Raw genomic sequence first — 22,861 nt, 5'->3', positions numbered from 1 at the left:
CGCTGGCGTCGCTCACGCGAGGCAGCACTTCTTGTATTTCTTCCCGCTGCCGCAGGGACAGGGATCGTTGCGGCCGACATCCTTGAACGGATTGAAATGCGTCCCTTGCGTTACGGCGTTCCAGTCAAGGCCGTCCAAGGCGGACGACGCGCCTTGGTTTTCGCTTTCTCGCTCCAAACGCCCCGCTTCGGAATAGTAATGCCACTCGGACAGTTCCGCGATCGTGTCGTCCCAGGGCTCGTTAGCGCCGCTGAAGGAATGAAATGGCGATTCGGGGTTTGCGACGGCATGAGCGAGATCCGCCTCGAAATCCTCGAATCCCATAAGGCCCTCGTCGATCCAACCCTTGGCGAAAGCCTCTCTCGCCAGCGGCACCATATCGACGAGCCCGAGCGCCGCGACCGCCTCCGACCATCCCACCCATACGTAAGACTCTTCGCTATCGTCGCGCGGTTCGAGCCGGTCGAAGCAGTCGCGCAGGAACTGAGCGAGCCGCTCACGAGGAAATTTTCCATCCACGGCGAGCGCCGCGAGAGCGCCGAATGCGGCGTCACGCGCGTAAGGGTCCGCCTCTTTGTCGAGAGCGAAATCGAAGAGCGGCTGCGGGTCGCCGTCGAACAGGCTGATAATGACGCGCTGCGCCGCCTCTGTGATGGCGTCGCCGAAAAACTTTTCCAGATCATCATGCGGCCGGCGCAGCAAACGGAGCACGGGGCGATAGGCCGCCGTCTCCCGCCATTCCGCCAGAAGAAACCAGCCGAAAAACACGGAGTGGAACGTTGCGAGCTCCCCCGCCGGCGCCTGGGCGGCGCGCTCGATTTCGGCGATGAGAAGAGGCGCGACCTCGGATCGGCGCGCCGCGGCGGCGCGGAGCGCGTCGACCGGCAAGACGCCGTCATTGTCGATCAACGCCGCGACGATGTCCGACGGCTCCATAGCGGCTCCCGGTTCAGAATATCACTCAGACGTCACGAGCAGTTTGATTCACGCGGCGGTTCGGCGCAAGCCCGCCGGCGGGTTATGTACGGGAAGACGGCGCTTACGAGATCCGCAACGGCGTGAAGCGCGCGGCGGTTGCGGTCTTCGGCCCCGACGCCTCAGGCCGAACTCACCTGACTTTCCGTCCGCTCCGTCGCCACGCGCCGAGCGGCCGCGCCCGTTGCGCCCGGACGATAGGGCGCGAGCGGCACGGTGAGGCAGACGCTTTGCGCCGGCAGCACGTCGCGCCAGTCCTGGATGAGCTGCCTGTAAGCCTTGCCGACCGCGCGAGGCTTGCGATCGAGATCGTAAAGGCCGACCGGCCATACCTTGCCGCACGCCTCCCGCAGCTCGATCTCCCAGTCGATCTGATCGGTCAGCGAATACCAGGTGAAGCCGACGATCGGCACGCCGCTGTTTCTCACGCGCAGCACATTCGCCCATTCCTTGCGCAGCCAGCGCACCGCCTCGTCGCCGCTGGGGCCTTCACAGGTGTTGGTCTCCGTGTGCATCACCGGCAAGCGGTAGCGTTCGTAATATTGGCGCGTGATCTCATTGTAGCCGAAGATCTCGCCGGACGAGGACGTCCGCCCCTCCGCGGTCACATTATGCTCGTTGCGCCAGTAATAGTCGTTCCCCATGATGCAATGGCTCTTGAGGTGCTTCCGCATGAAGAAGTCATATTCCTCGGGGCTCATTCCGTTATCCATCAGGAAGCGGAACATTTCCGAATTGACGCACCGGCCGTAATTGAGATCGAGCGACAGAAACCGCCTCTCATTGAGCTTCTCGGCCGGCTCGATGGCGCGCGGATTTTCGGCGTGGAAATATTCGGTCGATTCGCTCTGCACGAAGATCGCGTCCGGCCGCACGGCGAGAATCGCATGCATGGCGAGGACATTCGCCCTCACCACATGTTTGAGCGCGGTGACGAAGCCGCGGTCTGTCGCGAGTTGCTCGTTCCACCAGCCATAGGCGGCGGAGAAGGTCGCGCAGATATACATCTCGTTGACGGGCGTATAGAGCTGCACGAAAGGAAAGCGCGCGGCGAAATCCTGGGCGTAGCCGGCGAAGAGCGCCGGGAAGTCCGCGTTCTGGAAATCGCCGATCCAATCCGGCACGCCGAAATGGCAGAGATCGGCGATGGGAATGATTCCGCGAGCGTGCAGATCGCCAAAGGCGAGGTCGGAGAATTCCCAATCGTAGCGGCCCGGGCCGAGCCAGGTCCTGCATAGCGGCACGCCATAGCGCAGCGTCTTGACGCCGAGCTCCTGAACGAGATCGAAATCCTCGCGCCAGCGCCGGTAATGGCCGCAAAGCTCCATCTCGTCGAAGCGTTTGCGCCCATGCGCGATCCTGGGGCAACTATTCTCAATGCCTGTGCTGAACATGAAATGCGTCATCGCGCGCTCCTCGCCATCCGCCGATTGGATAGCTAAGGAGCGGCGCGCCGACGAACAGGCGGGAGGAAAAGGACGCGTGCGAGGGTCGCGGGCCGCTCGGGCGTAGACGCGCCATATACAGGCGAAGCCGCGGCCTTCCGCCTAGCCCGCCGCAGGGAGCTCCTCGAACGACAAAAGCCCCGACGCCTTCGAGGCGACGGGGCCGCGCCGGACCGGAACGATCCTACGTCGTCAGGCGGTCGCGCCGGCCTGCTTCTTCTCGATCTCGCGCTTCAGAGCGCGGGCGCCCTGCGACAGCTCCTCGTCGCGCGCCTTGGCCAGGAAGGCGTCGAGGCCGCCGCGATGCTCGACCGAACGCAGCGCCGCGGCCGAGATGCGCAGGCGCACCGAACGGGCCAGCGCCTCGGAGGCGAGCGTCACATTGACGAGATTGGGCAGGAAACGCGTGCGCGTCTTGCGATTGGAGTGGCTGACGAGATTGCCCGTCTGCACGCCCTTGCCGGTCAGCTCGCAACGCCGGGACATGGAACTTCCTTTCGAACCGTTTTAGACAATCCACGCGCCGGGCGGGGCCTTTGCGCCCGCAGCCGCCAGCGGATGGGTGGAAACGCCACAAAAGGCCCGCCGCTCCCGCGCCGAGCCCTGTTCGCCGGCCTTATAAGTGCAAAGCCCGGCGAGCGTCAACCGGTCGGGGCCGCGCGCGCCATGGGGAAAGCCCCCGCCGCGGCGCATTCGCCTCTGGACATTGGCGGCGTTCTGGGCTCTAAGCCTCATCGTCGCTCCGGGCGGGGCCGGGCGCGCCCGCGCCGTTCTTTTTGCCCGGAATCATCGAAAATCGACAGAGCCGCCGGAGCCTGTCCTCCCGCCGCGCCCGCCCTTCGCCGGCGGCGCCGGCCAGAATGACAAAGGTTGGGGATTTCCAATGGCCAAAGCAATTCTCCATATGCTCAGCACGTTGAAGCATATGAGCCCCTTCGACGTGAACATGGCCCTCGACGCCGGCTACGACGCGGCGATTCCCTACACCAATGTGACGCTCGACGAAGTCACGGCGCTCGTGCAGGACGCGATGTTCTCCCGCGCGCCTTCCGCCGCGCTGAGGACCGGCGTCTTCTTCGCGGGCCGCGACGCGGTGCTCGCGCTCGACATGATGGAGGCGGCGAAGAAGGCGCTGCTCAAGCCCTTCGAAATCTCGCTCTTCGCCGATCCCTACGGCTCCTTCACCACGGCCGGCGCCATGGTCGCCTGCACCGAGAAAGTGCTGAAGGACAAGAAGCAGCGCGAGCTGAAGGGCGCCAAGATCGTCATTTACGGCGCGACGGGCGTCGTCGGCTATTCCTCCGCGGTCATCGCGGCGCTGGAAGGCGCGGAGGTCACGATCGTCGGCTATAGCGGCCTGGAGCGCGTCGCCAAGCTGGCCGAAGAGATGTCGAAGCGCTTCAACATCAAGGTGGCGCCGGCCGACGGCAGCTCCCCGGAAATGGTGCGCAACCTGCTGCTCGATCACGAGGTCGCGCTATGCTGCGCCCGCGCGGGCGTTCAGGTTCTCTCGAAGGACGATCTCAACGCCGCCAAGAACCTGCTCATCGCCGCCGACGTCAACGCCGTGCCGCCGCTGGGCGTCGAGGGTTGCGGCCTGCACGACAATGGCGTCGTCATCTCGGAGCATGGCGCGCTCGGCATCGGCGCGCTCGCCATCGGCAATGTCAAATACGGCGCGGAATCAGGCCTCTTCAAGCAGATGGCCACCTCCGACAAGCCGCTCTGCCTCGATTTCCGCCACGCTTTCGCCCTGGCGCGTCAGCTCGTTTGATTTGGCGCGCCACGCGGGACCGATGGCTCTTGGCAAAGGCGCGCGAAACTGGTTGAGTGCGCGCCGCGGAAGGCCCGCGGCGCTTCTCAAGGCCGGCGCAATTTTGCGCATGGCGCCTTCACGGAACGTCCGCCGCTGCGGCGGGGCGTAGGTTTCTTCGAAAGGAAACGCATAATGGCGAAGATCAACAAGATGCTGGTGGGCGAGTCGCTCGTCGGCGAGGGCAATGAAGTCGCTCACATCGACCTGATCCTGGGCCCGCGCGGCTCGGCCGCCGAGCTCGCTTTCGCGAACGCGCTCGTCAACAACAAGGACGGCTTCACGACCCTGCTCGCGGTCGTCGCCCCGAACCTGCTCTGCAAGCCCAACACGATCCTCTTCAACAAGGTCACCATCAAGGGCGCCAAGCAGGCCGTCCAGATGTTCGGCCCGGCCCAGCACGGCGTCGCCAAGGCCGTCGCCGACTCGGTCGCCGAGGGCGTGATCCCGGTCGACGAGGCGGACGACCTCTTCATCTCCGTCGGCGTGTTCATCCACTGGGACGCCAACGACGACAAGAAGATCCAGGACTACAACTATCAGGCCACGAAGGAAGCCATCGCCCGCGCCATCGCCGGCGAGCCCAAGGCCGCCGAGGTCGTCGCCAAGCGCAACGAGGCCAAGCACCCCTTCGCCCCGAACTGAGTTCGGGCGTAGGCCAAGTTTATGGAGGGGAGCCCAACGGCTCCCCTTTTTTCTTTTTTGCGTGACTGGCTAGCGCCTCGAACGCCGCAGGCGTCAGGGGGCAGAGGCGCGCGCCCTCATCCGTCATTGCGAGGAGCGTAAGCGACGAAGCAATCCAGAGCCGAGATGTGGCTCTGGATTGCTCGCTTCGCTCGCAATGACGGTCGGGACCGTTATGATTTCATGGGGAGGGGCGGAGCGAGGCGTTCGCATGACTGCGATCATTGGCTGGGACATTGGCGGCGCGCATGTAAAGGCGGCGCGCGCTGAGAACGGGCGACTCGTCGCCGTGACGCAGCGCGCCTGCGCGCCGCATCTCGGCCTCGCGCATCTCGAAGCGCCGATTCGCGAAACGCTTGCAGAGCTTGGCCCCGCGACGCGCCATCGCATCGCCATGACGGCCGAATTATCGGACGCTTTCGAAGATCGCGCGAGGGGCGTGGTTTCAGTCGCGGCCATCGCCGCGCGCGAGATCGGCGCGGACGATATACTCTTCTATGCAGGCGCGCGGGGATTTGTCGCGCGCAGCGAGATTGCTGAAGCCGCCGAAGCCGTCGCTTCGGCCAATTGGCGCGCCAGCGCCGAGCTTGTGGCGCAGCATTGCAGCGACGCGCTTTTCATCGACATGGGCTCGACGACGACCGACCTCGTCCCGATTCGCGACGGCCGCATCGCTGCGCGGGGGGAGACGGACGCCGGGCGGCTCGCTTGCGGCGAGCTCGCTTATGCCGGCTTTTCGCGCGGCGCCCCGCAAGCCTATGCGCGCTTCGCGCCGATCGGGGGACACTGGACGCCGCTCGTCAACGAGGCCTTCGCCTCCATGGCGGATGTGCGCCGCACGCTCGGCGATTTATGCGAGGGCGAGAGCGCCGCCGACCTCTCGCCGACGGCGGATGGGCGACCCAAGACCGTCGCCGCCTCCCGCGCCAGACTCGCGCGTCTCGTGGGACGCGACGGCGGAGATTTCTCCGATCCCCAGGCTTATGCGCTCGCGGCCCATATCGCTCGCGCGCAGATGCGCCTCATCGAAGATCAGATGGCGCTGCTCGCCTCGCGCGACGCGATTGCCGCCGACGCGCCCTTCGTCGGCGCCGGCGTCGGCCGCATCCTCGTGCGGCGGCTTGCGGTTTCACAGGGACGCGCCTATCGCGACTTTGCGGAATTCGTCGCCGCGCCGGAAGAGCTGCGCGCCGCAGCGGCGAATTGCGCGCCCGCAACGGCGCTGGCGCTTTTGGCGCTTTAAGCTCGCTTCGCTCGCGCCCCCATCCGGCGCGTCGCGCCACCTTCCCCCGCTTCGCGGGAGAAGGGATACGGCGCCGCTCGGGCCTCTATCCGTACGTCCGTCATTGCGAGCGAAGCGAAGCAATCCAGAGCCGCATCACGGCCCCTGGATTGCTTCGTCGCTTCGCTCCTCGCAATGACGGCGGTCGCCTAACCCCGCACGTCCGGCGGCGTCGCCTCTTCCGCGAGCGTCTTCAGCGCTTCGTCGATTCCCATCTGCGTCTGCTGCTGCGAGCCGAGGCGGCGGATGGAGATGGTGCGTTCGGCCGCCTCCTTCCTGCCCGCGACGAGAAGCGCCGGGACCTTGGCGAGCGAATGTTCGCGCACCTTGTAGGTGATCTTCTCGTTGCGCGAATCGACGTCGACATTGAGCCCGAGCTTGCGCGCGGCCGCCGCGACCTCATAGGCGTAGTCGTCGGCTTCCTGCGTAATCGTGCAGACCACGATCTGCAGGGGCGAGAGCCAAAGCGGCAGATGGCCCGCGTAATGCTCGATCAATATGCCGGTGAAGCGCTCGAGCGAGCCGAACATGGCGCGGTGAATCATCACCGGCGTCTTCTTCTCGCTGTCCGCGCCGATATAGAAGGCGCCGAAACGCACCGGCAGGTTGAAGTCGACCTGCGTCGTGCCGCATTGCCATTCGCGGCCGATGGCGTCGCGCAGCGTATATTCGAGCTTCGGCCCGTAGAAGGCGCCCTCGCCTTCCTGAACGCTCGTCTTCAGACCGCGCTTCGCCAGCTCGTCGAGCACGCGGCCGAGCGCGGCTTCCGCCTTGTCCCAGGCTTCGTCCGAGCCGACGCGCTTCTCGGGGCGCGTCGAGAGCTTCACCACGACGTCGTCGAAGCCGAAGTCGCGATAGATCGTCAGGATGAGGTCGTTGATCTTCAGCGCCTCCTCCATGATCTGGTCCTCGGAGCAGAAAATATGCGCGTCGTCCTGCGTGAAGGCGCGCACGCGCATCATGCCGTGCAGCGCGCCCGAGGGCTCGTAGCGATGCACAATGCCGAACTCGGCGATCTTCACCGGCAGATCGCGATAGGACTTCAGCCCGTTCTTGAAGATCTGCACATGGCCGGGGCAGTTCATCGGCTTGATCGCGAAGACGCGCTCGTCCTCGGTCTTGGTGACGAACATGTTTTCGCGGTACGTCTGCCAATGGCCCGAGGTCTCCCACAGCGCGCGGTCGAGCACCTGCGGCGTGTTCACCTCCGTGTAACCGGCTGCCTTCTGCTTGCGGCGCATGTAAGACACGAGCGTCTGGAACAGCGTCCAGCCTTTCGGATGCCAGAAGATCGCGCCGGGGCCTTCCTCCTGGAAATGGAAGAGGTCCATCTCGCGCCCCAGCCGGCGATGGTCGCGGCGCTCGGCTTCCTCGAGCCGGTGCAGATAAGCGTCGAGCTCCTCCTGCGTCGCCCAGGCGGTGCCGTAGATGCGCGAGAGCATGGGCTTCGTCGAGTCGCCGCGCCAATAGGCGCCCGCGACCTTCATCAGCTTGAAGGCCGTGCCGACCTTGCCGACCGACGGCATATGCGGGCCGCGGCAGAGGTCGAGCCACTGACCCTGCCGGTAGATGCTGAGCGGCTCGTCCGACTTGATGCTGTCGATCAGCTCGCCCTTGAAGGTCTCGCCCTTGGCGATGAACCAGGCCTTGGCGTCCTCGCGGCTCCACACCTCGCGCGTGATCTTGGCGTCGCGCGCCACGATCTCCTTCATCTTCTTCTCGATGACCGGCAGGTCTTCGAGCGTAAAGGGCTCGGAGCGTTGAAAATCGTAATAGAAGCCGTTCTCGATGACCGGCCCGATGGTCACCTGCGTGCCCGGATAAAGCTCCTGCACGGCTTCCGCCAGCACATGGGCGGCGTCGTGGCGGATCAATTCCAGCGCGCGCGGATCGTCGCGCGAGACGAATTCGATCTTCGCGTCCTTGTCGAGGGGCGTCAGCAGATCGACCAGCGCGCCGTCGACCGTCATGGCGACGCTGCGCTTGGCGAGAGAGGGGGAGATGCTCTTGGCGATGTCGAAGCCCGTGACGCCGGGCTCGAACCGACGGGAAGCCCCGTCGGGGAAGGTAACGGCAACCATATGACGCTCCTGTCGCGCTCAATCGCCGACACGGATCGGCGTAAGTCGCTTGGGCTGAGTGAAGGAGCGCGTTTTAGCGCCGTGAAGGCGCGGGCGCAATCGCCGCCGCCGGCCGGCCATCGCCCTCGTCGTTTCGGCAGGCGGCGCCGCGCCGCTCCGTCTCGACGTCGAAGAGGCTGAGAAAGGCGCCCTTATTCTCCCTGAGCTTGTTCAGATGGACGACGGCGAGCCTGTCCAACCGCCGGTTTCCCATAGGAGTCATCACGATCAGCGAACGGCGCCGGTCCGCAGGGTCGGTCACGCGCCGGACGAGCTTCGCCTGCGCCAGCCGGGACACCAGCTCGGCGGCGCTATGGTCACGGATCATCAGTTGCTCGGCGAGCTCGCCGACGCTGATATGGTCTCCGCCCCGATAGGTCTTCACGACCAGCAACGCCTGATACCATTGCATGGTGAGGCCAACTTCGGCGGCGGCCGCCTCGCTGAAGGCAAGGAACCTCCTCAAGGCGTGGCGAAAATTCGCTAGGGCTTCGAGCTCCTGCCGGCTTGGCGGATCCTCCGAAGCCTCCGGATGGAAGACGCGCGCTCGCGCCGATGTGGTCACAATTCCTCCGGGGCCCAAGCCGCCCCCGACTCTGGGCGGGCGCAGCTTCGAATCATCATGCGGCGCCCTGCTTTCCCGGTCAATCCGCGAATTGCGCGCCCGCCTTCGCGTCGTGCGGCGCGAAGGCGGGCGCGTCCGTTCGCCAGCATTCGAACATGATCGTGCCACGATTTATTTTTAATCGTAGTGCGATATATTGATTCGACGCCCACCTTTTTCGAGGAGGAAGCGATACATGCCCGATCGCCTGAAAATCGAACGATTTTTGTCGTCATGTCTGTTTGCTGCGTGTGCGGCGTGGTCGTCCGCGCCAAGCGCGTTTGCGCGAGATTACGCGGCAGGTCGGTTGAAAATCGAAAGCCCGTGGTTGCGCGCGGGCGACGAAAAGGATGCAAATCTCTTTCTCTCCGTGCACAATGACGGCGATATGCCGGACAAGCTCGTCGCTGTCCGGACGCCCCGATTCCGCAAAGCCGTGATCCACGCCGATCCCGCTCGAATCATCGTGCCGCACGGCGTGGTCATTCCTTCTCATGCGACGGTGCTGATGGAGCCGGGCCGGCCCTATGTCTCGCTGCACCAGGCCGGCGAGCGTCTCGCCGTTGGCGAGAGCGTCGAATTGGAGCTCGTCTTTGAGAAAGCCGGCAAGGTGACGGTGGAAGCCTCTGTCGAAGCGCCGGATGCGAAGAAGGCCGATGACGCCGAAGCCATGGCGCGCTGGAAATCCGCCAATGAGGCAAAGCCCGCCGCGGCGCCGGAATCGGCGGAGAACGCGGCCGCTCCGCCGAAAGGTCCGGCTGCTCCTCAATCCCCGACGCCGGCTGCGCAATAGCGGAGCTGTCCGCGACAAGAGACGGCCCCCGACGGCTGAGCGGCTCGCGGGGCGAGAAAAGCCGCCTCGTAGCCTGGGCGCCGACATGAACGAGACTGACAAGGAAACCTCGTCGGGCCGCGATGATTCTGGCGGTCAGGCCCGAAACTCCATCCTGGCGGTCGCCTTAACCGCGCGCGATCTCACAATGGCGCAGATGCGACGCAAAGAATCGCCTTGCGCCGAAGGAGCGCCGGAAGATCGCGACGCTTGCCCCATGGCCGCAGCTCGAACAAACGCAGACGACCCATAGAAACCCGCCGACCCCCCTCTGGCCGACGGTTTGGGAGCGGGAGCGCTATTCTTCGCTCTCGCCCTCTTCCCGATGCGCTTCGGAAACGGCCGAAGCGACGTCGGCGACGGAGAGGAACTCGTCCTGATCCACGTCCCTGAGAATGTCACCGAGACGCGCGGAACTATCCTTGGTCCAGTGAACCTCCTCCCTGCCGTGTTCGCGGATCAGGTCCTCCTTGGAGATCGGGAAGCTTGCGCCGTGCAGCGCCTGCGTCACCGACGCCACGCCGAAGGCGAAGCCCTTGGCGGGGCCCTTATGGCCGCTGCCGCGGCCTTCGCCCGTGTTTTCGGTCGTTCGAGGCATGACGGTCCTCCGGTCAGTGCTTCTTGCCTTTGCCGGCGGAGCCGCCTTCCGAGCGCTTTCCTTCCTCGATGAGCTCCTTCACGCGCTGCCCGCCTTTGTGGCCGAGCTCCGAATAGCCCTCGGGGCCGAGCTCTTCCTTGCGGATATCGCCGCCCATCTTGCCGGCTTCCTTGACGGTCATCGGACTCTTGGCGCCCGACTTTCCGCCGCCCTGCGATCCTGTCTGCTTCTGCGGCATGTGCTTTCCTTTCGCCGTCACGGCGAAACCATCGGTCAGGCTTCGCCGTCTTCCTCTTCTGAATTGTCGATGTCTTCGCCGGCGTCCTCGCGCTCGGCGCGCTTGCCTTCCTCCACCAGCCGCTTGACGCGCTGGCCGCCCTTATGACCGCCCAGGCGCCCCGCTTCCTCGACGGTCATCTGCCCGTGGACGGGCGGCTGCTTTTCCTGCTCGGTCTGCTTCTGCGCCATGCGCTCCTCCTTTCAGGTCAGTGGCGCGGCTTGCTCGCGCCACCCTTCTTGGCACCGCCCGCTTCGGTCTGCTTGCCTTCTTCAACAAGCTCCCTGACGCGCTGGCCGCCCTTGTGGCCGCCTTTCTCGCCGCCGAGATGACCCGCCTCCTGGACGGTCATTTTTCCTTTTTCGGCGGGCTTCCGCGGCTCATGTCCGGTTTGCCGCTGAGCCATTCGTTTTTTCCTCAGTGGCGCGGCTTGCTGCGTCCGCCGGATTCGCCGCGCTCTTCCTGCTGCTCGCCCGCGCCTTCGCCTTCCTCGGATTCGGCGCGCTTGCCTTCCTCGATGAGCTGCTTCACGCGCTGGCCGCCCTTATGGCCGAGTTCGGAATAGCCTTCGGGCCCGAGCTGCTCCTTGCGCGCCTCGCCGCCCATCTTGCCGAGCTCCGAATAGCCCTCGGGCCCGAGCTGCTCCTTGCGCGCCTCGCCGCCCTTCTTGCCCATTTCGGAGTAGCCCTCATGGCCGAGCTGCTCCTTGCGGACCTCGCCGCCCATCTTGCCGATCTCGGAATAGCCTTCCGGGCCGAGCTCCTCCTTGCGGATTTCGCCGCCCATCTTGCCGGCCTCCTGCACCGTCATCGTGCCTTTCTGCTTTTCGGTTCCTTTTTCGTGTTCCGTGCCGTGCGTGCGGGCCATTGTGACCTCCCGTTGCCAATGCTGCGCTGGAAGTTCGGGGGCTCTTTCGTCCCCTGCCGAAACGAACGCCCATGCGCGTGTTCCGGACTTCGAGGGGCGCTTGCCGGCCAGCGCTTCGTCCTGCCGAGCAACCCGTCGTCTGAGTGTCGCGGCGCCGGCGCTCCAGAAGATGAAACGCCGGTCGCAATCGCCCAAACTATCGAAGATCAGCGCTAGATCGGTTGCCCGTCGAGCATGGGAAGTAAGTACGAATACGTATATGGGCGTTCATGCGCCGAAGATTTTTGCGCCGCTTGCGATGGACGCCGTTTTTCAACTCCCGCCAGCATGTTCGACGAGCTGTCGGCCAGACCTTTTTCGGCCGCCGCGCGTTGAAGGGGCATGAGCCAAACCGACGATCGGCTGCGCGCCGCGGCGAAGCGCACGGTCTATGAACGCGCTTTCTCCTATTTTTCGCCCGACTGGCCCTGGATTGCGACGCTTGTCGCGCTCATCGGAGTCTCCGTCGCCGTCGGCCTTCTGGAGGCATGGCCGCTCGCGATCCTTGTCGACTCCGTCCTGACGCATGAGCCGAACGGCGGCTGGCTGCACGGCTATTTCCTCGCCGTGCTGCCGGCGGACAAGCCGGGCCAAATCCTGGGTCTCGTCCTGATCGGACTCGGCCTTCAGATCGTCGGCTACTCGGCCTGGATGGCGCGCATGATGATCAACTACCACCTCAACTACCGGGGCACGACGCGCGTGCGCGCCGATCTCTTCGGCAAGCTCCAGCGCCTCGATCTCGCCTATCATCAGTCGCGGCCGCAGGGCGATTCCATCTATCGGCTGACGACCGACGCTTTCGGCCCCTGGGGCATTGTCGACATCATGATCGGCACCTCGGTCGCCGCCGTGACTCTCACCGTGATGACGTGGATCATGTTGTGGCGGAACGCGGGACTGACCTTCGCCGCCTATTCCGTCGCGCCGCTCATCCTGTGGAGCAACTGGCGCTTCGGCGTGCGGATTCATCAGCGCGCGCTGGAATCGAAACAGATCGACGCGGACCTCACGGCGCAGATTCAGCAGGCGATGGTCCGCGTGCCGCTGTCGCAAGCCTTCCGCCGCGAGCCCTTTGAGTTTCGCCGCTTCGAGGAAGCGGTGGCGCGCAGCGTAACGGGGCTGCTGCGCCTCAATTGGCAAGAGCAGCTTTATCCGCTCGCGCGCGACGTCATCCTTTCGATCGGCGCCGCCATCATCCTCGGCTATGGCGGGTGGCTCGTCTATCGCGATCAGTTCATCGCGCCCGTCGCGAACGGGATGACGGTGGGCGCGCTCATCATTTTCATGGATTATCTGCGCAAGCTATGGGACCCGCTGAAATGGCTCGCCGAGTTCTTCTCCAAGATCCGAACCTTCGAGGCGGCGGCGCGGCGCGTCTTCTTCGTGCTCGACTCCCCGGAGGCGATCAAGGACAAGCCGGAGGCGCGGGCCTTGCCTCCGCGCCCGCGCCGCCTCGCCTTCGACTGCGTTTCCTTCGGCTATGAGCCGGGCCGACTCGTCCTCTCCGATGTCGACGCGAGCGTCGGTCGGGGAGAAATGGCGGCCTTTGTCGGCCCGAGCGGAACCGGAAAGAGCTCGCTGCTCAAATTGATGCTGCGCTTTCACGATCCCTGCAAAGGGACCGTGCGGCTCGACGGCGTCGACATAAGGGACGTGCGGCTGAAGGATCTGCGCGCGCATTTCGCTTTCGTGACGCAGGACAGTTTCATGCTGCCCGCGAGCGTCGCCGAGAATGTCGCCTATGGCCGCCCCTCGGCGACGCGCCAGGAGGTGGCGGCGGCGGCCGCGCTCGCCGGCGCGGCGGATTTCGTCGCCGCGCTGCCGAACGGATACGACACGGTTTTGAGCGAGGGCGGCGCCAATCTTTCGGGCGGCCAGCGTCAGCGGCTCGCGATCGCGCGGGCGCTTCTGAGCGAAGCGCCCTTTGTCGTGCTGGATGAGCCGACAAGCGCGCTCGATCCACAGAATGAGCAAATGCTGATCGAAACGCTCCACGGACTGAAGCGGCGCCGCACGATCATTCTCGTCACCCATCGCCTCCACTCGGTCGTCGACTGCGACCGGATTTTCGTGATGGACGCAGGCCGCATCGTCGAGCGCGGAACGCATGAGCGGCTCCTCGCGCGAGGCGAAACCTACGCCGCCCTCTGGCGCGGCGAGCGGACCGGCCGCGAAACGCGGCGAGAGGCGCCAACCGAAACGCCCCGATATTCTATAGATATAGTTGACTAAAGCAATTGGCCGCGATAAAACGGAAACGTCGCATAGAGCCCAGGCGTTCGAAAGAAAATGGAAGGTTTTCATTGCCCCCGGCGATCGCCCCGACGCCCATGACGCAGAGCCCTTCTCGTCGGGCGGCTTCCGCCAAGGTCGCCGGAGCGTTGCAAGACCTGATTCCCAAGACGCAGGAAGCGGAGCAGTTCCTCAAAGCGCTGGCCAATGCGCACAGGCTGATGGTCCTGTGCGAATTGCTCAAGGGCGAAGCCTGCGTGACGGAGCTGCAAAATGCGGTCGGCCTGAGCCAATCGTCTCTCTCCCAGCACCTCGCGCGGCTGCGCCAGGACGATCTCGTCAAGACGCGGCGCGAATCGCGCACGATCTATTATTCGCTCACCGACGAGCGGGTGCGGCGCATGATCGCGCTGCTGCACGATATTTTCTGCGCCTCCTGAAAATCGGCGCCTTTCCACAACCGAAACATGTTGACGCTCGAAACGCCGCCAAGCCCCGGCAACCCACGGCATGTCTTTGAAATATAGCGTGAATTTCAGCGCCAAACGCTGCCGAAAGGCTGTCAAAGCAAACAATTCTAACGTTCGCGCTAATTCTTTGAGCACGAGTTTACTCTACTCCTTCGGGCATCCGAATAACGGTTTGATAACCATTGAAGCCGCGCTTCCGCCTCCCCGGGGCGGAGCCCGCATATGCGCGCGCGGCGACATGGGACGCCCGGGCAGGAGCGCAAATGAAGCAGTCGATATCGCGGGAGCTTTACGCCTATTGGAGTCGCTTGAAAGGCGCGCGGCTCGCGCCGGATTACAATGACCTCGACTTTGTCGCGATTCGCTGCCTGCTCGCCAATGTCTTCACCATTCAGATCGACCGGCCGCGCCTGTTCCCGCTGAAAATGTGCGGCACGCGGATCAACGCCTATTGGCTGGCGGAACAGAAGGGCAGATCGTTTCTCGATTTGTGGGAGGCGGGCGATCGCGGCAAGGTCGGATCGGCTCTCGGCGCGGTCTTGGAAGGAGTCGAGCCGATCGTCGCCGGCGCAAGAGGCGGCGCGCATGAATCCGACGCGCTCGACATTGAATTGCTGCTTCTGCCGCTCCGCCATTTCGGCAAGACGCATTCGCTCATGCTCGGCTCGCTGGCGCCCGCCGACTGCCCGCAATGGCTCGGACGGAGGCAGGCGCCGGCGCTGCGCCTGCATTCGCTGCGCGTGCTTCAGGCAAGCGACGAGCGCGCGGCGCCCTTGCAGATCCGCGACCATGCGCGGCGCGGCGTCCGGAATCCGCCTGGGCGGCCCGATCTTGTCCTTTACGAAGGCGGGCGGGCGGACGGGCTGAGATTATGAGCGCCCCGCTCATTCATGCAGCCCCGGCGCCTCATGGCCGGTGCGGGCGACATATTCCGTATAGCCGCCCTCATATTTATGCACGCCCGCCGGCGTCAGCTCCAGCACGCGGTTGGACAGGGCGGCGAGGAAGCGGCGGTCGTGCGAGACGAAGAGCATGGCGCCCTCGTAATCGCCGAGGGCCTGGATGAGCATCTCTTTCGTTGTCAAATCGAGGTGATTCGTCGGCTCGTCGAGCACGAGGAAGTTTGGCGGATCGTAAAGCATCTTCGCCATTACGAGGCGGGCTTTCTCGCCGCCCGACAGCACGCGGCATTTCTTTTCGGCGTCGTCGCCCGAAAAGCCGAAGCAGCCCGCGAGCGTGCGCAGCGACCCCTGCCCCGCCTGCGGAAAAGCGTCCTCCAGCGTCTCGAACACCGTGCGGTCGCCGTCGAGAAGATCCATGGCGTGCTGCGCGAAATAGCCCATCTTCACGCTGGCGCCGATGGTCACGGCGCCGTCGTCCGGCCGCGCCGCGCCGGCGACGAGCTTGAGCAGCGTCGACTTGCCCGCGCCGTTCACGCCCATCACGCACCAGCGCTCCCTGCGGCGCACGGCGAAGTCGAGACCGTCATAGACGGCGCGACCGCCATAGCTCTTGCAAATGTTCTTGAGCGTCGCGACATCGTCTCCCGAACGGGGCGCCGGGCGGAACTCGAACAGGATCGACTGCCGGCGCCGCGGCGGCTCCACCTTCTCGATCTTGTCGAGCTTCTTCACGCGGCTCTGCACCTGCGCGGCGTGCGAGGCGCGCGCCTTGAAGCGCTCGATGAACTTGATCTCCTTGGCGAGCATCGCCTGCTGGCGCTCATATTGCGCCTGCTGCTGCTTCTCGTTCTGCGCGCGCTGCGCTTCGTAGAATTCGTAATCGCCCGAATAGGTCGTGAGCGAGCCGCCGTCGATCTCGATGATTTTCGAGACGACGCGGTTCATGAACTCGCGGTCATGCGAGGTCATGAGCAGCGCGCCGTCATGGGCTTTCAAAAATTCCTCGAGCCAGATGAGGCTTTCAATGTCGAGATGGTTGCTCGGCTCGTCGAGCAGCATGACGTCGGGACGCATGAGCAGGATGCGCGCCAAGGCGACGCGCATCTTCCAGCCGCCCGAAAGCGCGCCGACGTCGCCGTCCATCATCTCCTGCGTGAAGTTCAGCCCGGCGAGAACCTCTCGCGCCCGCCCCTCCAGCGCATAGCCGTCAAGCTCCTCGAAGCGGGCCTGCGCCTCGCCATAGCGCGCGATGATCGCGTCCATGTCGTCGGCCTGGCCGGGGTCCGCCATGGCGGCCTCCAGCTCCCTCAGCTCAGCGGCGACCTCGCTCACCGGGCAGGCGCCGTCCATGACCTCGCTCACGGCGCTGCGGCCGGACATTTCGCCGACGTCCTGATCGAAATAGCCGATGGTCACGCCCCGGTCGACCGAGATCTGACCCTCGTCCGGCGGCTCCCGCCCGATCATCATCCGGAAGAGCGTGGATTTGCCGGCGCCGTTGGGGCCGACGAGCCCGACCTTCTCGCCTTTCAGGAGCGTGGCGGAGGCCTCGATGTAAAGGATTTGCGAGCCGTTCTGCTTGCTGATGTTTTCGACGCGGATCATGTCTCGAACAGGCTGAAGGGAGGAATGTTGCGCGCCCTTATGCCATGCTTCGCTCCGCGATAAAGAGCGCGGCGCGAAATCGTGCGAGATTATTTGAGCCGGGCGTCCCATGCGGGCGATTTGGGCGCGGTGAAATCCAGCGTCCAATCGAATTGGCTTAGGAAATTATAGCCCAGAATGAACGGCGCCTGGCTCCCCAGCGCCTGCCGGAGCGCGCCGAAATCATAGGCGAGCGCATAGACGCCGCGCAGGATGCGGCCCTGCCCCAGGTCAAGCGCCTTGATCTTGTATAGTTTAGGCGCGAAAGCCGCGCCGCCCGCCTCGCGCGCCTTGCCCTTGAGCTTCGCCGGGGCGAACAGCTTCTTATGCGCGTCGACGAATTTCTGATCGACGGCCGATATTTCCGCGCCCGTATCGAAAAGGCCGGCCGCGGCCACATCGCCGACCTTGAAGGCGACGCCGACGAGGCGCTGATCGGGGCCGAGGAGGCGGAACGGCGTCGCATGCGCGGGCGCGTCGCCAAAAAAGACCATTTCCCGCTTGCCGAAATCCAGCGTGAAGCGCGCGCCCTTGAAGAAGTCGAGGCCGAGCAAGTCATCGCCGTCACTGGCGGCGCAGCGCGTGACCTCGTATTTCGCGCGCGCGATCCCCGCGCCCTCCGACGCCTTCAGCTCGATATTCTTCGCCTCGACGTCGTCGCAGCGGACCGTGCGGCCCGAGGCGCCCGTCGAATCGCTCTGCCCGACCACGGGCAGATCCCTGTTCCAGGGCGCCAGGGCGACGCGCGTCGTCGAGGCGCCCGTATCGAGGCGCATCGTCCCCATCATGTTTCCGAAGCGGACCGGAAGATAAATCCGCCCGCCGCCATAGTCGGCCATCGTGAGGGTCATGGGGACGGTGGAGCGGGCGGGCTCGGATCGCGCGCCGGCTCCGATCAGGAGCGCCATGAGGACGAGAAGGGGTCCGAATGCGTTCATGCGCCAATTCCATCCGAAACGAGGCAATGACGAAGCGGCGGCATGATGCCCGATGTCGGACGGCGCAAAAAGCCGCTATTCTGCCCGGCGCTCGCCCGCGGCCCCGCCGCCGGCAAGGAGAGACGAACGGCAAGTGAGGATGCGGATGTCGAACCCATTGACCGCGCCCTGGGCGGCGCCTTTCGGCCTGCCGCGTTTTGGCGAAATTCGAGCGGAACATTTCCGTCCCGCCTTCGAGACGGCGCTGGCGCGGCATCGGGCGGAGATCGACGCCATCGCCGGCAATCCCGCCGAGCCGGATTTTACGAACACGATCGAGGCGCTCGAGCGCGCGGGAAGCCTCCTGACCGATGTGGGCTCCGTCTTCTGGAACCTCACGGCGACCGACACGAACGCCGAGATGCAGGAAATCGAGCGCGACATGGCCGCCGCGCTCTCCCGCCATTCGAGCGACATCTCGATGAACCCGGAGCTCTTCCGCCGCGTCGAGACGCTTTACGCGGCGCGCGACCGTCTCGGCCTTACGCCGGAGCAGAAGCGCGTCCTGGAGCTGGCCTACAAGAACTTCATTCGCGCCGGCGCCAGGCTGAACGAGGAAGACAAGCGGCGAATGGCGGCCATCCTGGAGCGCCTCGCGGGCCTCTCCACGCGCTTCTCGCAGAATGTGCTCGCCGATGAATCGTCCTGGCTTCTGCTCCTTGAGGAAGGCGACCTCGACGGACTTTCCGACGACTTTCGCGCCGCCGCCGCGCGCATAGCGAATGAACGCGGCGCGCCGGGAAAATTTGCCGTGACGCTCGCGCGCTCCAGCGCGGAAATCTTCCTGCAATCCTCCGGGCGGCGCGATCTGCGCGAGATCGTTTTCCGCGCCTGGGCGAACCGCGGCGAGAATGGCGGCGAGACCGACAATGGCGCCCTCATCCGCGAAATCCTCGGCCTGCGCGAGCAGCGCGCCAGGCTTTTGGGCTATGAAACCTTCGCCGACTACAAGCTCGACGACACGATGGCGAAGACGCCCGCCGCGGTTCGCGATCTCCTGGATCGCGTCTGGACGCCCGCGCTCGCCCGCGCCGCCGAGGAGCGCGCGCAGATACAGGCGCTCGTCGACCGGGAAGGCGCGAATTTCGCCGTCGCCGCCCATGACTGGCGCTACTATGCCGAACGCGTGCGCAAGAGCCTCTACGATCTCGATCAGGCGTCGCTGCGTCCCTATTTCCAGCTCGAAAAAGTGATGGCGGCGGCCTTCCATGTCGCCGAAAAGCTCTTCGGCCTGCGCTTCGTCGAGCAGACGGGCGTGGATCTCTATCATCCCGATGTGCGCGCCTTCGAGGCTCTCGACAAGGACGGCGCGCATGTCGCCCTCTTCCTCGCCGATTATTTCGCGCGGCCGTCAAAGCGCAGCGGCGCCTGGATGTCCGACTTCCGCGCGCAGCATAAGCTCGATGGCGAGTTGCGGCCAATCATCGTCAACGTGATGAACTTCACCAAGGGCGCCGACGGCGCGCCCACTCTGCTCAGTCTCGACGACGCGCGCACCCTGTTCCACGAATTCGGCCACGGCCTGCATGGCATGTTGTCCGACGTGACCTATCCGCTCGTCGCGGGAACCAATGTCGCGCGCGATTTCGTCGAGCTGCCCTCGCAGCTTTTTGAACACTGGCTGCTGGAGCCGGCGGTGCTGAAGGAATTCGCGCTGCACGCCGAAACGGGCGAACCCATGCCCGACGACCTTCTCGAACGCATCGTCGCGTCGCGCCATTTCAACCAGGGTTTCGCGACGGTCGAATTCTGCGCCTCGGCCTATGTCGATCTCGACATCCATGCGCGAGACGCGTCGGACGTCGACGCCGAGGCCTTCGAGCGGGAATGTCTGTCCCGGCTCTCCATGCCGCGGGAGATCGTCATGCGGCATCGCCTTCCGCATTTCAGCCACATCTTCTCCGGCGACGGCTATTCGGCCGGCTACTATAGCTATTTATGGGCGGAGGCGCTCGACGCCGACGCTTTCGAGGCCTTCAAGGAGGCAGGCGACCCCTTTGCGCCCGACATCGCGGAAAGGCTCAAGCGCTTCATCTATGCGGCCGGCGGGCGGCAGGACGCGGCCGACGCCTATGTGGCCTTTCGCGGCCGAATGCCCACGGTCGAGCCGCTTCTGCGCCAACGCGGCTTTGCCCAAGCGTGATCCGAGGACGGGAACGGCGCCAATTCCCTTTGGTCCGTTCCAATCATTGCGAGGAGGCCTTGCCGACGCGGCGATCCAGCGCCGCCATAGCAGGTATGCCCGACTTCAAGACGCCGGGAGCGACGCAATGAAGCGCAGGCCGGAAAACATATGAAAGCAACCTTTTTCACACTTTTCCTCGCGGTTGCGGCTTTCGGCGCCGCAGCCGGCGAAATTCCGGCGCGACGCCTCGACGGGCTGAAGATGAATTGCGACACTTGCCATGGCGTGCGCGGCCTTTCCGCCGCGCCCGATCAAACGCCCTCGATCGCCGGCAAGAGCGAGCGCTTCCTCGTGAGCCGGCTACAGGCGTTTCGCTCCGGGAAACGGCGCCACGACACGATGGCGCTGATGGGCGACGCGATGTCGGACGCGGAAATAAGAGCGATCGCGCGCTATTATTCGCGGATCAAGCGCTGAGCGCACGCCTGCTGCAAGAGGCGTTCGAGGCGGTTTCCGCCGGCTTTGTGCGCCAGCATTTGCGCCACGCGCTCCGCGATCGCCGCCGCCGCCTGCTCCGGCGGCGCGCCCTTCTCATAGATATTGGAGATCACCGTATATTCGTAGCGGCTCGCGGCGTTGCGCGAGGCTGTTTCGGTCTCCGCTTCCGAGGCCCGAAAGGCGAGATAGGCGGACATGCTGCGCGACGACATGGCGTCGCCGCCGGGCCGTTCGCCGATCAGCGTGACGACGATCTTCGCCTGTAGCGCGTCGCCGACGGACTCGGCGAGCTTGACGCGTCCATTGGGCGCGAGAAGCGGCGTCCCCACGCTCAGGCCCCGCCGCGACAGCGCCGCCAGCAAAGCCGGCAGAAGCGTCGGAACGTTGTGATGGACGGCCTCGGCGCTCAGACCGTCCGAGACGAGGATCTGCACGTCGGCGCCGTCGGGCTTCAGGTCTCGCAAGGAATCGAGATCAAGAAGCGACCCCAGCTCCGGATCGCCGAGATGCTCGGCCTTCGTCCCCGCGCGCGTGCGAACCGCGCGCATCGGCGTGGGCCCGAGCCTTTGCGGCGAGAGTTCCGCATAGATCGCCTCGCGAGCCAGCGCCAGATTGGCGCGCGTCTTTCGCGAGACGGCGTTGGAGGGCCGCGGCCCCGCATTCTCCCAGCCATAGGCGATCGGCAGCTTGGCGCGCAGCTCCTGGAGCTCCGCGTCGGATTCGCAGAAGATGCGCGGATCGCCCCAATTCGCGCCGCGCCGCAAGCGCCCGGCCTCGTCCCTTTCGAAGACGCCGCGCGCGATCGCCCATTCGGTAAATTCCGGCGCAGGCTCGCGCGAAAAAATCTCGCGTAGCGTTTGGTCGTCATGCGAGGAAGTGTCGAAATAGGCGAGCATGCGATCGACGCCGAGATAGACGTCCATGAAATAATTCGCGCCCGCCGCCGTCAGCAATTCGGCGGCGATCTGCTGGCCTTCCATCGTGATCTCGGAATGGAGCGTGTAGCAGGGCGCCATGCCCATGGGCAGGCCGATCAGCTTGCCCATGAAATGATCCTGCAAATTCGACAGGATCATCTCCATGTCGCTGCGATGCGTCTCCGGGCCGATGAAGCCTGTGACATTATTGACCATGAACGGATCATAGCGCCGCGCCAGCGTGTAGCAGAGCGCTTCCGCGGTCGTCATGTCGATCCCGTCATGCTTGCCATAGCTCAACTCGCTGCCCTGGCCTGTCTCGAAATACATGAACTGCCGGGCCGTCCCGCTCAACGCGCCGCGCGCTTCCATGACGCGATAGGCGCGGTCGAGCAGATCGACGCCACAGTCGAATTCCTCGACGAGGGTGCGCTGCGTGCCGGCGAGGCTCTGGAACAGAATCTCCACCGGCGCGCCATTCTCCAGGCAGGCGAGCTGCGTGCGGATATGGGAGAGAACGCAGATCTGCGTCGGCGCGCCCGTGCGGCGGCGCAGCCGGTCGATATGGCGGAGAAGCGTCGTCGTATTCTCGATCGTGTCGAGCGCGGGGTTGATCCCGATCAACGCGTCGCCCGCGCCGAGGCTTAAGCCGGTATAGACGAGCAGCGCGACGGCCGAGAGATCGTCTGTCGGATGGTTGGGCTGAAGGCGCGACGACAGCGCGCCGGGCAGACCGACCGTGGTGCGGGCCGTGGCGGCGCAAGTAAGCTTGCGGCTCGCATGGATGAGCTCGTGCACGTCCATGATCTTGGCGATCGCCGCGACCATCGCCGCCGTGAGCCCGCGTCCGAGACGCGCGACGTCGGCTTCCGTACGGTCGAGTATGACGTCCTTCGCCGCGCCCACCGTCAGATGCGCGCTTTGCTCGAAGATCTCGCGATCAATGTCGTAGGCGACCCGCATCACCTCATCCACGCGGCCGTCGTCATTGACGAGCGGCGAGTCGTAAATCTCCTGCAGAGTCAGTGCGGAAAGAATCGCGCGCGCCGCCTCGCGCTCGACCTCGCTCTTGGCCGCGAGCCCCGCCAGACGGTCGCCCGCCTTGTCGATATCCGCCGCGCCCAGAAGACGCTTGAGGCCGACGAAAGCGAAGCGCCGGCCGAAGAGCAAAATCTCATAGGGCCGGTCCGGCTTGGGCGCCGGAACGCGAATGTCTGAAAGTCGCCTGAGCGCCGCCATATCGATCCTCATTCAGAAAACCCTGCATGGGCGCCAAGAAAGATAGTTGCGCCGCCCGCATTTGGAAAATGATCCACTCCCCTCGGGATGGCGAGCGGCGATCTTCGCGGCCATGCGCTCGATATGCTCTCGCGGGATGCGTCGGGAAAGAATTTCGTGCTCCGCGATTCCCCAGCCGACGCCGAGGACCGCCGGCGCGACCGCGACGGCGAGCAGCGCCCAGAACAGGATCGTCTTGGCCGTCTCCATGCGGAAGCCGCCTCGCAGAATTTATCTGGTTTTAAGATAATCTGAAAAACAGATTATTGAAGCCCGCTT

At 64.9% G+C, this 22,861-nt stretch carries 23 protein-coding genes; 9 read left to right on the top strand and 14 right to left on the bottom strand.

Going from position 1 to position 22,861, the window contains the following annotated elements; all coding sequences use genetic code 11:
- Positions 1–12 precede the first annotated feature (12 nt).
- The 3 genes from ACV7JP_RS12065 to rpmB form a co-directional block, all read right to left on the bottom strand.
- Positions 13–936: a DUF1186 domain-containing protein gene (locus ACV7JP_RS12065; RefSeq protein ID WP_457795920.1), complete on the bottom strand. Its 924-nt coding sequence runs from the start codon at positions 934–936 to the stop codon at positions 13–15.
- Positions 937–1,097: 161 nt separating this feature from the next.
- Positions 1,098–2,381 carry a family 1 glycosylhydrolase gene (locus tag ACV7JP_RS12060; RefSeq protein WP_457795919.1) on the bottom strand — a complete coding sequence of 428 codons (1,284 nt, stop codon included), beginning with the start codon at positions 2,379–2,381 and terminating at the stop codon, positions 1,098–1,100.
- A gap of 231 nt (positions 2,382–2,612) precedes the next feature.
- Entirely contained in the window at positions 2,613–2,906 is a 294-nt protein-coding gene (gene rpmB, locus ACV7JP_RS12055) for a 50S ribosomal protein L28 (protein ID WP_442756423.1), read from the bottom strand.
- Positions 2,907–3,303: 397 nt separating this feature from the next.
- On the opposite strand from rpmB, the gene ACV7JP_RS12050 reads away from it, so the two are divergent.
- The 3 genes from ACV7JP_RS12050 to ACV7JP_RS12040 all read left to right on the top strand — a co-directional run bounded on the left by ACV7JP_RS12050 (position 3,304) and on the right by ACV7JP_RS12040 (position 6,160).
- Positions 3,304–4,194, top strand: coding sequence for an NAD(P)-dependent methylenetetrahydromethanopterin dehydrogenase (locus tag ACV7JP_RS12050; RefSeq protein WP_457795918.1), 891 nt, complete (start codon positions 3,304–3,306; stop codon positions 4,192–4,194).
- A 174-nt stretch (positions 4,195–4,368) separates the two neighbouring features.
- Positions 4,369–4,878, top strand: coding sequence for a formaldehyde-activating enzyme (fae, locus tag ACV7JP_RS12045; protein WP_457795917.1), 510 nt, complete (start codon positions 4,369–4,371; stop codon positions 4,876–4,878).
- Between the two features lie 250 nt (positions 4,879–5,128).
- Positions 5,129–6,160 (top strand): hydantoinase/oxoprolinase family protein, encoded by a 1,032-nt coding sequence (locus ACV7JP_RS12040; protein ID WP_457795916.1) that lies wholly within the window; start codon positions 5,129–5,131, stop codon positions 6,158–6,160.
- A 188-nt stretch (positions 6,161–6,348) separates the two neighbouring features.
- Here the strand turns inward: ACV7JP_RS12040 and thrS are convergent, their stop codons facing one another.
- Together thrS and ACV7JP_RS12030 are read right to left on the bottom strand one after the other, a co-directional pair.
- Positions 6,349–8,280, bottom strand: a complete 1,932-nt coding sequence (thrS, locus tag ACV7JP_RS12035; RefSeq protein ID WP_457795915.1) for a threonine--tRNA ligase — start codon at positions 8,278–8,280, stop codon at positions 6,349–6,351.
- A gap of 73 nt (positions 8,281–8,353) precedes the next feature.
- Entirely contained in the window at positions 8,354–8,884 is a 531-nt protein-coding gene (locus tag ACV7JP_RS12030) for a MarR family winged helix-turn-helix transcriptional regulator (protein ID WP_457795914.1), read from the bottom strand.
- A 346-nt stretch (positions 8,885–9,230) separates the two neighbouring features.
- On the opposite strand from ACV7JP_RS12030, the gene ACV7JP_RS12025 reads away from it, so the two are divergent.
- Complete coding sequence (locus ACV7JP_RS12025) at positions 9,231–9,716, top strand: copper chaperone PCu(A)C (RefSeq protein WP_457795913.1); 486 nt, start codon at positions 9,231–9,233, stop codon at positions 9,714–9,716.
- Positions 9,717–10,053: 337 nt separating this feature from the next.
- Here ACV7JP_RS12025 and ACV7JP_RS12020 read toward each other — a convergent pair whose 3' ends face one another.
- From ACV7JP_RS12020 to ACV7JP_RS12000, 5 genes are all read right to left on the bottom strand, one after another.
- A complete protein-coding gene (locus ACV7JP_RS12020; RefSeq protein WP_457795912.1) occupies positions 10,054–10,353 on the bottom strand; it encodes a DUF5789 family protein in 300 nt (99 codons plus the stop codon).
- Positions 10,354–10,366: 13 nt separating this feature from the next.
- Positions 10,367–10,591 carry a hypothetical protein gene (locus ACV7JP_RS12015; RefSeq protein ID WP_457795911.1) on the bottom strand — a complete coding sequence of 75 codons (225 nt, stop codon included), beginning with the start codon at positions 10,589–10,591 and terminating at the stop codon, positions 10,367–10,369.
- 35 nt (positions 10,592–10,626) lie between these two features.
- A complete protein-coding gene (locus tag ACV7JP_RS12010) occupies positions 10,627–10,821 on the bottom strand; it encodes a hypothetical protein (protein ID WP_457795910.1) in 195 nt (64 codons plus the stop codon).
- Positions 10,822–10,838: 17 nt separating this feature from the next.
- Positions 10,839–10,982, bottom strand: coding sequence for a hypothetical protein (locus ACV7JP_RS12005; protein WP_457795909.1), 144 nt, complete (start codon positions 10,980–10,982; stop codon positions 10,839–10,841).
- Positions 10,983–11,047: 65 nt separating this feature from the next.
- Complete coding sequence (locus ACV7JP_RS12000) at positions 11,048–11,497, bottom strand: KGG domain-containing protein (RefSeq protein ID WP_457795908.1); 450 nt, start codon at positions 11,495–11,497, stop codon at positions 11,048–11,050.
- A 381-nt stretch (positions 11,498–11,878) separates the two neighbouring features.
- Here ACV7JP_RS12000 and ACV7JP_RS11995 point away from each other — a divergent pair, with 381 nt between their 5' ends.
- From ACV7JP_RS11995 to ACV7JP_RS11985, 3 genes are all read left to right on the top strand, one after another.
- Positions 11,879–13,771: an ABC transporter ATP-binding protein gene (locus ACV7JP_RS11995; RefSeq protein ID WP_457795907.1), complete on the top strand. Its 1,893-nt coding sequence runs from the start codon at positions 11,879–11,881 to the stop codon at positions 13,769–13,771.
- Between the two features lie 98 nt (positions 13,772–13,869).
- Positions 13,870–14,211 (top strand): ArsR/SmtB family transcription factor, encoded by a 342-nt coding sequence (locus tag ACV7JP_RS11990; protein WP_457795906.1) that lies wholly within the window; start codon positions 13,870–13,872, stop codon positions 14,209–14,211.
- A gap of 293 nt (positions 14,212–14,504) precedes the next feature.
- Complete coding sequence (locus ACV7JP_RS11985; RefSeq protein ID WP_457795905.1) at positions 14,505–15,116, top strand: PAS domain-containing protein; 612 nt, start codon at positions 14,505–14,507, stop codon at positions 15,114–15,116.
- 9 nt (positions 15,117–15,125) lie between these two features.
- Here the strand turns inward: ACV7JP_RS11985 and ACV7JP_RS11980 are convergent, their stop codons facing one another.
- Complete coding sequence (locus ACV7JP_RS11980) at positions 15,126–16,748, bottom strand: ABC-F family ATP-binding cassette domain-containing protein (protein ID WP_457795904.1); 1,623 nt, start codon at positions 16,746–16,748, stop codon at positions 15,126–15,128.
- A gap of 89 nt (positions 16,749–16,837) precedes the next feature.
- On the bottom strand, positions 16,838–17,725 hold the full coding sequence (locus ACV7JP_RS11975) for an aspartyl protease family protein (RefSeq protein ID WP_457795903.1): 888 nt from the start codon (positions 17,723–17,725) through the stop codon (positions 16,838–16,840).
- Positions 17,726–17,870: 145 nt separating this feature from the next.
- Between ACV7JP_RS11975 and ACV7JP_RS11970 the strand changes: the two genes are divergently transcribed.
- Together ACV7JP_RS11970 and ACV7JP_RS11965 are read left to right on the top strand one after the other, a co-directional pair.
- A complete protein-coding gene (locus ACV7JP_RS11970) occupies positions 17,871–19,907 on the top strand; it encodes a M3 family metallopeptidase (protein ID WP_457795902.1) in 2,037 nt (678 codons plus the stop codon).
- A gap of 150 nt (positions 19,908–20,057) precedes the next feature.
- Positions 20,058–20,366 (top strand): c-type cytochrome, encoded by a 309-nt coding sequence (locus ACV7JP_RS11965; RefSeq protein ID WP_457795901.1) that lies wholly within the window; start codon positions 20,058–20,060, stop codon positions 20,364–20,366.
- Here the strand turns inward: ACV7JP_RS11965 and eutB are convergent.
- Positions 20,345–22,543: an ethanolamine ammonia-lyase subunit EutB gene (gene eutB / locus ACV7JP_RS11960; RefSeq protein ID WP_457795900.1), complete on the bottom strand. Its 2,199-nt coding sequence runs from the start codon at positions 22,541–22,543 to the stop codon at positions 20,345–20,347. The two genes, ACV7JP_RS11965 and eutB, sit on opposite strands and share 22 nt — an antisense overlap.
- Before the next feature lie 12 nt (positions 22,544–22,555).
- Positions 22,556–22,792 (bottom strand): hypothetical protein, encoded by a 237-nt coding sequence (locus ACV7JP_RS11955; RefSeq protein WP_457795899.1) that lies wholly within the window; start codon positions 22,790–22,792, stop codon positions 22,556–22,558.
- Positions 22,793–22,861: the final 69 nt, after the last annotated feature.

Source organism: Methylocystis sp. S23 (genome assembly GCF_054106005.1).
Note: the sequence above shows the minus strand (reverse complement) of the source record. Positions and strands in the feature narration are given on the sequence as shown.

Coding starts and splice junctions, on each gene's coding strand:
- ACV7JP_RS12000 (WP_457795908.1), bottom strand. CDS start 11,497: ATGGCCCGCACGCACGGCACGGAACACGAAAAAGGAACCGAAAAGCAG.
- ACV7JP_RS12060 (WP_457795919.1), bottom strand. CDS start 2,381: ATGACGCATTTCATGTTCAGCACAGGCATTGAGAATAGTTGCCCCAGG.
- ACV7JP_RS11980 (WP_457795904.1), bottom strand. CDS start 16,748: ATGATCCGCGTCGAAAACATCAGCAAGCAGAACGGCTCGCAAATCCTT.
- ACV7JP_RS11995 (WP_457795907.1), top strand. CDS start 11,879: ATGAGCCAAACCGACGATCGGCTGCGCGCCGCGGCGAAGCGCACGGTC.
- ACV7JP_RS11990 (WP_457795906.1), top strand. CDS start 13,870: ATGACGCAGAGCCCTTCTCGTCGGGCGGCTTCCGCCAAGGTCGCCGGA.
- ACV7JP_RS11955 (WP_457795899.1), bottom strand. CDS start 22,792: ATGGAGACGGCCAAGACGATCCTGTTCTGGGCGCTGCTCGCCGTCGCG.
- ACV7JP_RS12065 (WP_457795920.1), bottom strand. CDS start 936: ATGGAGCCGTCGGACATCGTCGCGGCGTTGATCGACAATGACGGCGTC.
- ACV7JP_RS11985 (WP_457795905.1), top strand. CDS start 14,505: ATGAAGCAGTCGATATCGCGGGAGCTTTACGCCTATTGGAGTCGCTTG.
- ACV7JP_RS11965 (WP_457795901.1), top strand. CDS start 20,058: ATGAAAGCAACCTTTTTCACACTTTTCCTCGCGGTTGCGGCTTTCGGC.
- ACV7JP_RS12020 (WP_457795912.1), bottom strand. CDS start 10,353: ATGCCTCGAACGACCGAAAACACGGGCGAAGGCCGCGGCAGCGGCCAT.
- eutB (WP_457795900.1), bottom strand. CDS start 22,543: ATGGCGGCGCTCAGGCGACTTTCAGACATTCGCGTTCCGGCGCCCAAG.
- ACV7JP_RS12015 (WP_457795911.1), bottom strand. CDS start 10,591: ATGCCGCAGAAGCAGACAGGATCGCAGGGCGGCGGAAAGTCGGGCGCC.
- ACV7JP_RS12040 (WP_457795916.1), top strand. CDS start 5,129: ATGACTGCGATCATTGGCTGGGACATTGGCGGCGCGCATGTAAAGGCG.
- ACV7JP_RS12010 (WP_457795910.1), bottom strand. CDS start 10,821: ATGGCGCAGAAGCAGACCGAGCAGGAAAAGCAGCCGCCCGTCCACGGG.
- ACV7JP_RS12050 (WP_457795918.1), top strand. CDS start 3,304: ATGGCCAAAGCAATTCTCCATATGCTCAGCACGTTGAAGCATATGAGC.
- ACV7JP_RS11975 (WP_457795903.1), bottom strand. CDS start 17,725: ATGAACGCATTCGGACCCCTTCTCGTCCTCATGGCGCTCCTGATCGGA.
- fae (WP_457795917.1), top strand. CDS start 4,369: ATGGCGAAGATCAACAAGATGCTGGTGGGCGAGTCGCTCGTCGGCGAG.
- ACV7JP_RS12005 (WP_457795909.1), bottom strand. CDS start 10,982: ATGACCGTCCAGGAGGCGGGTCATCTCGGCGGCGAGAAAGGCGGCCAC.
- rpmB (WP_442756423.1), bottom strand. CDS start 2,906: ATGTCCCGGCGTTGCGAGCTGACCGGCAAGGGCGTGCAGACGGGCAAT.
- ACV7JP_RS11970 (WP_457795902.1), top strand. CDS start 17,871: ATGTCGAACCCATTGACCGCGCCCTGGGCGGCGCCTTTCGGCCTGCCG.
- thrS (WP_457795915.1), bottom strand. CDS start 8,280: ATGGTTGCCGTTACCTTCCCCGACGGGGCTTCCCGTCGGTTCGAGCCC.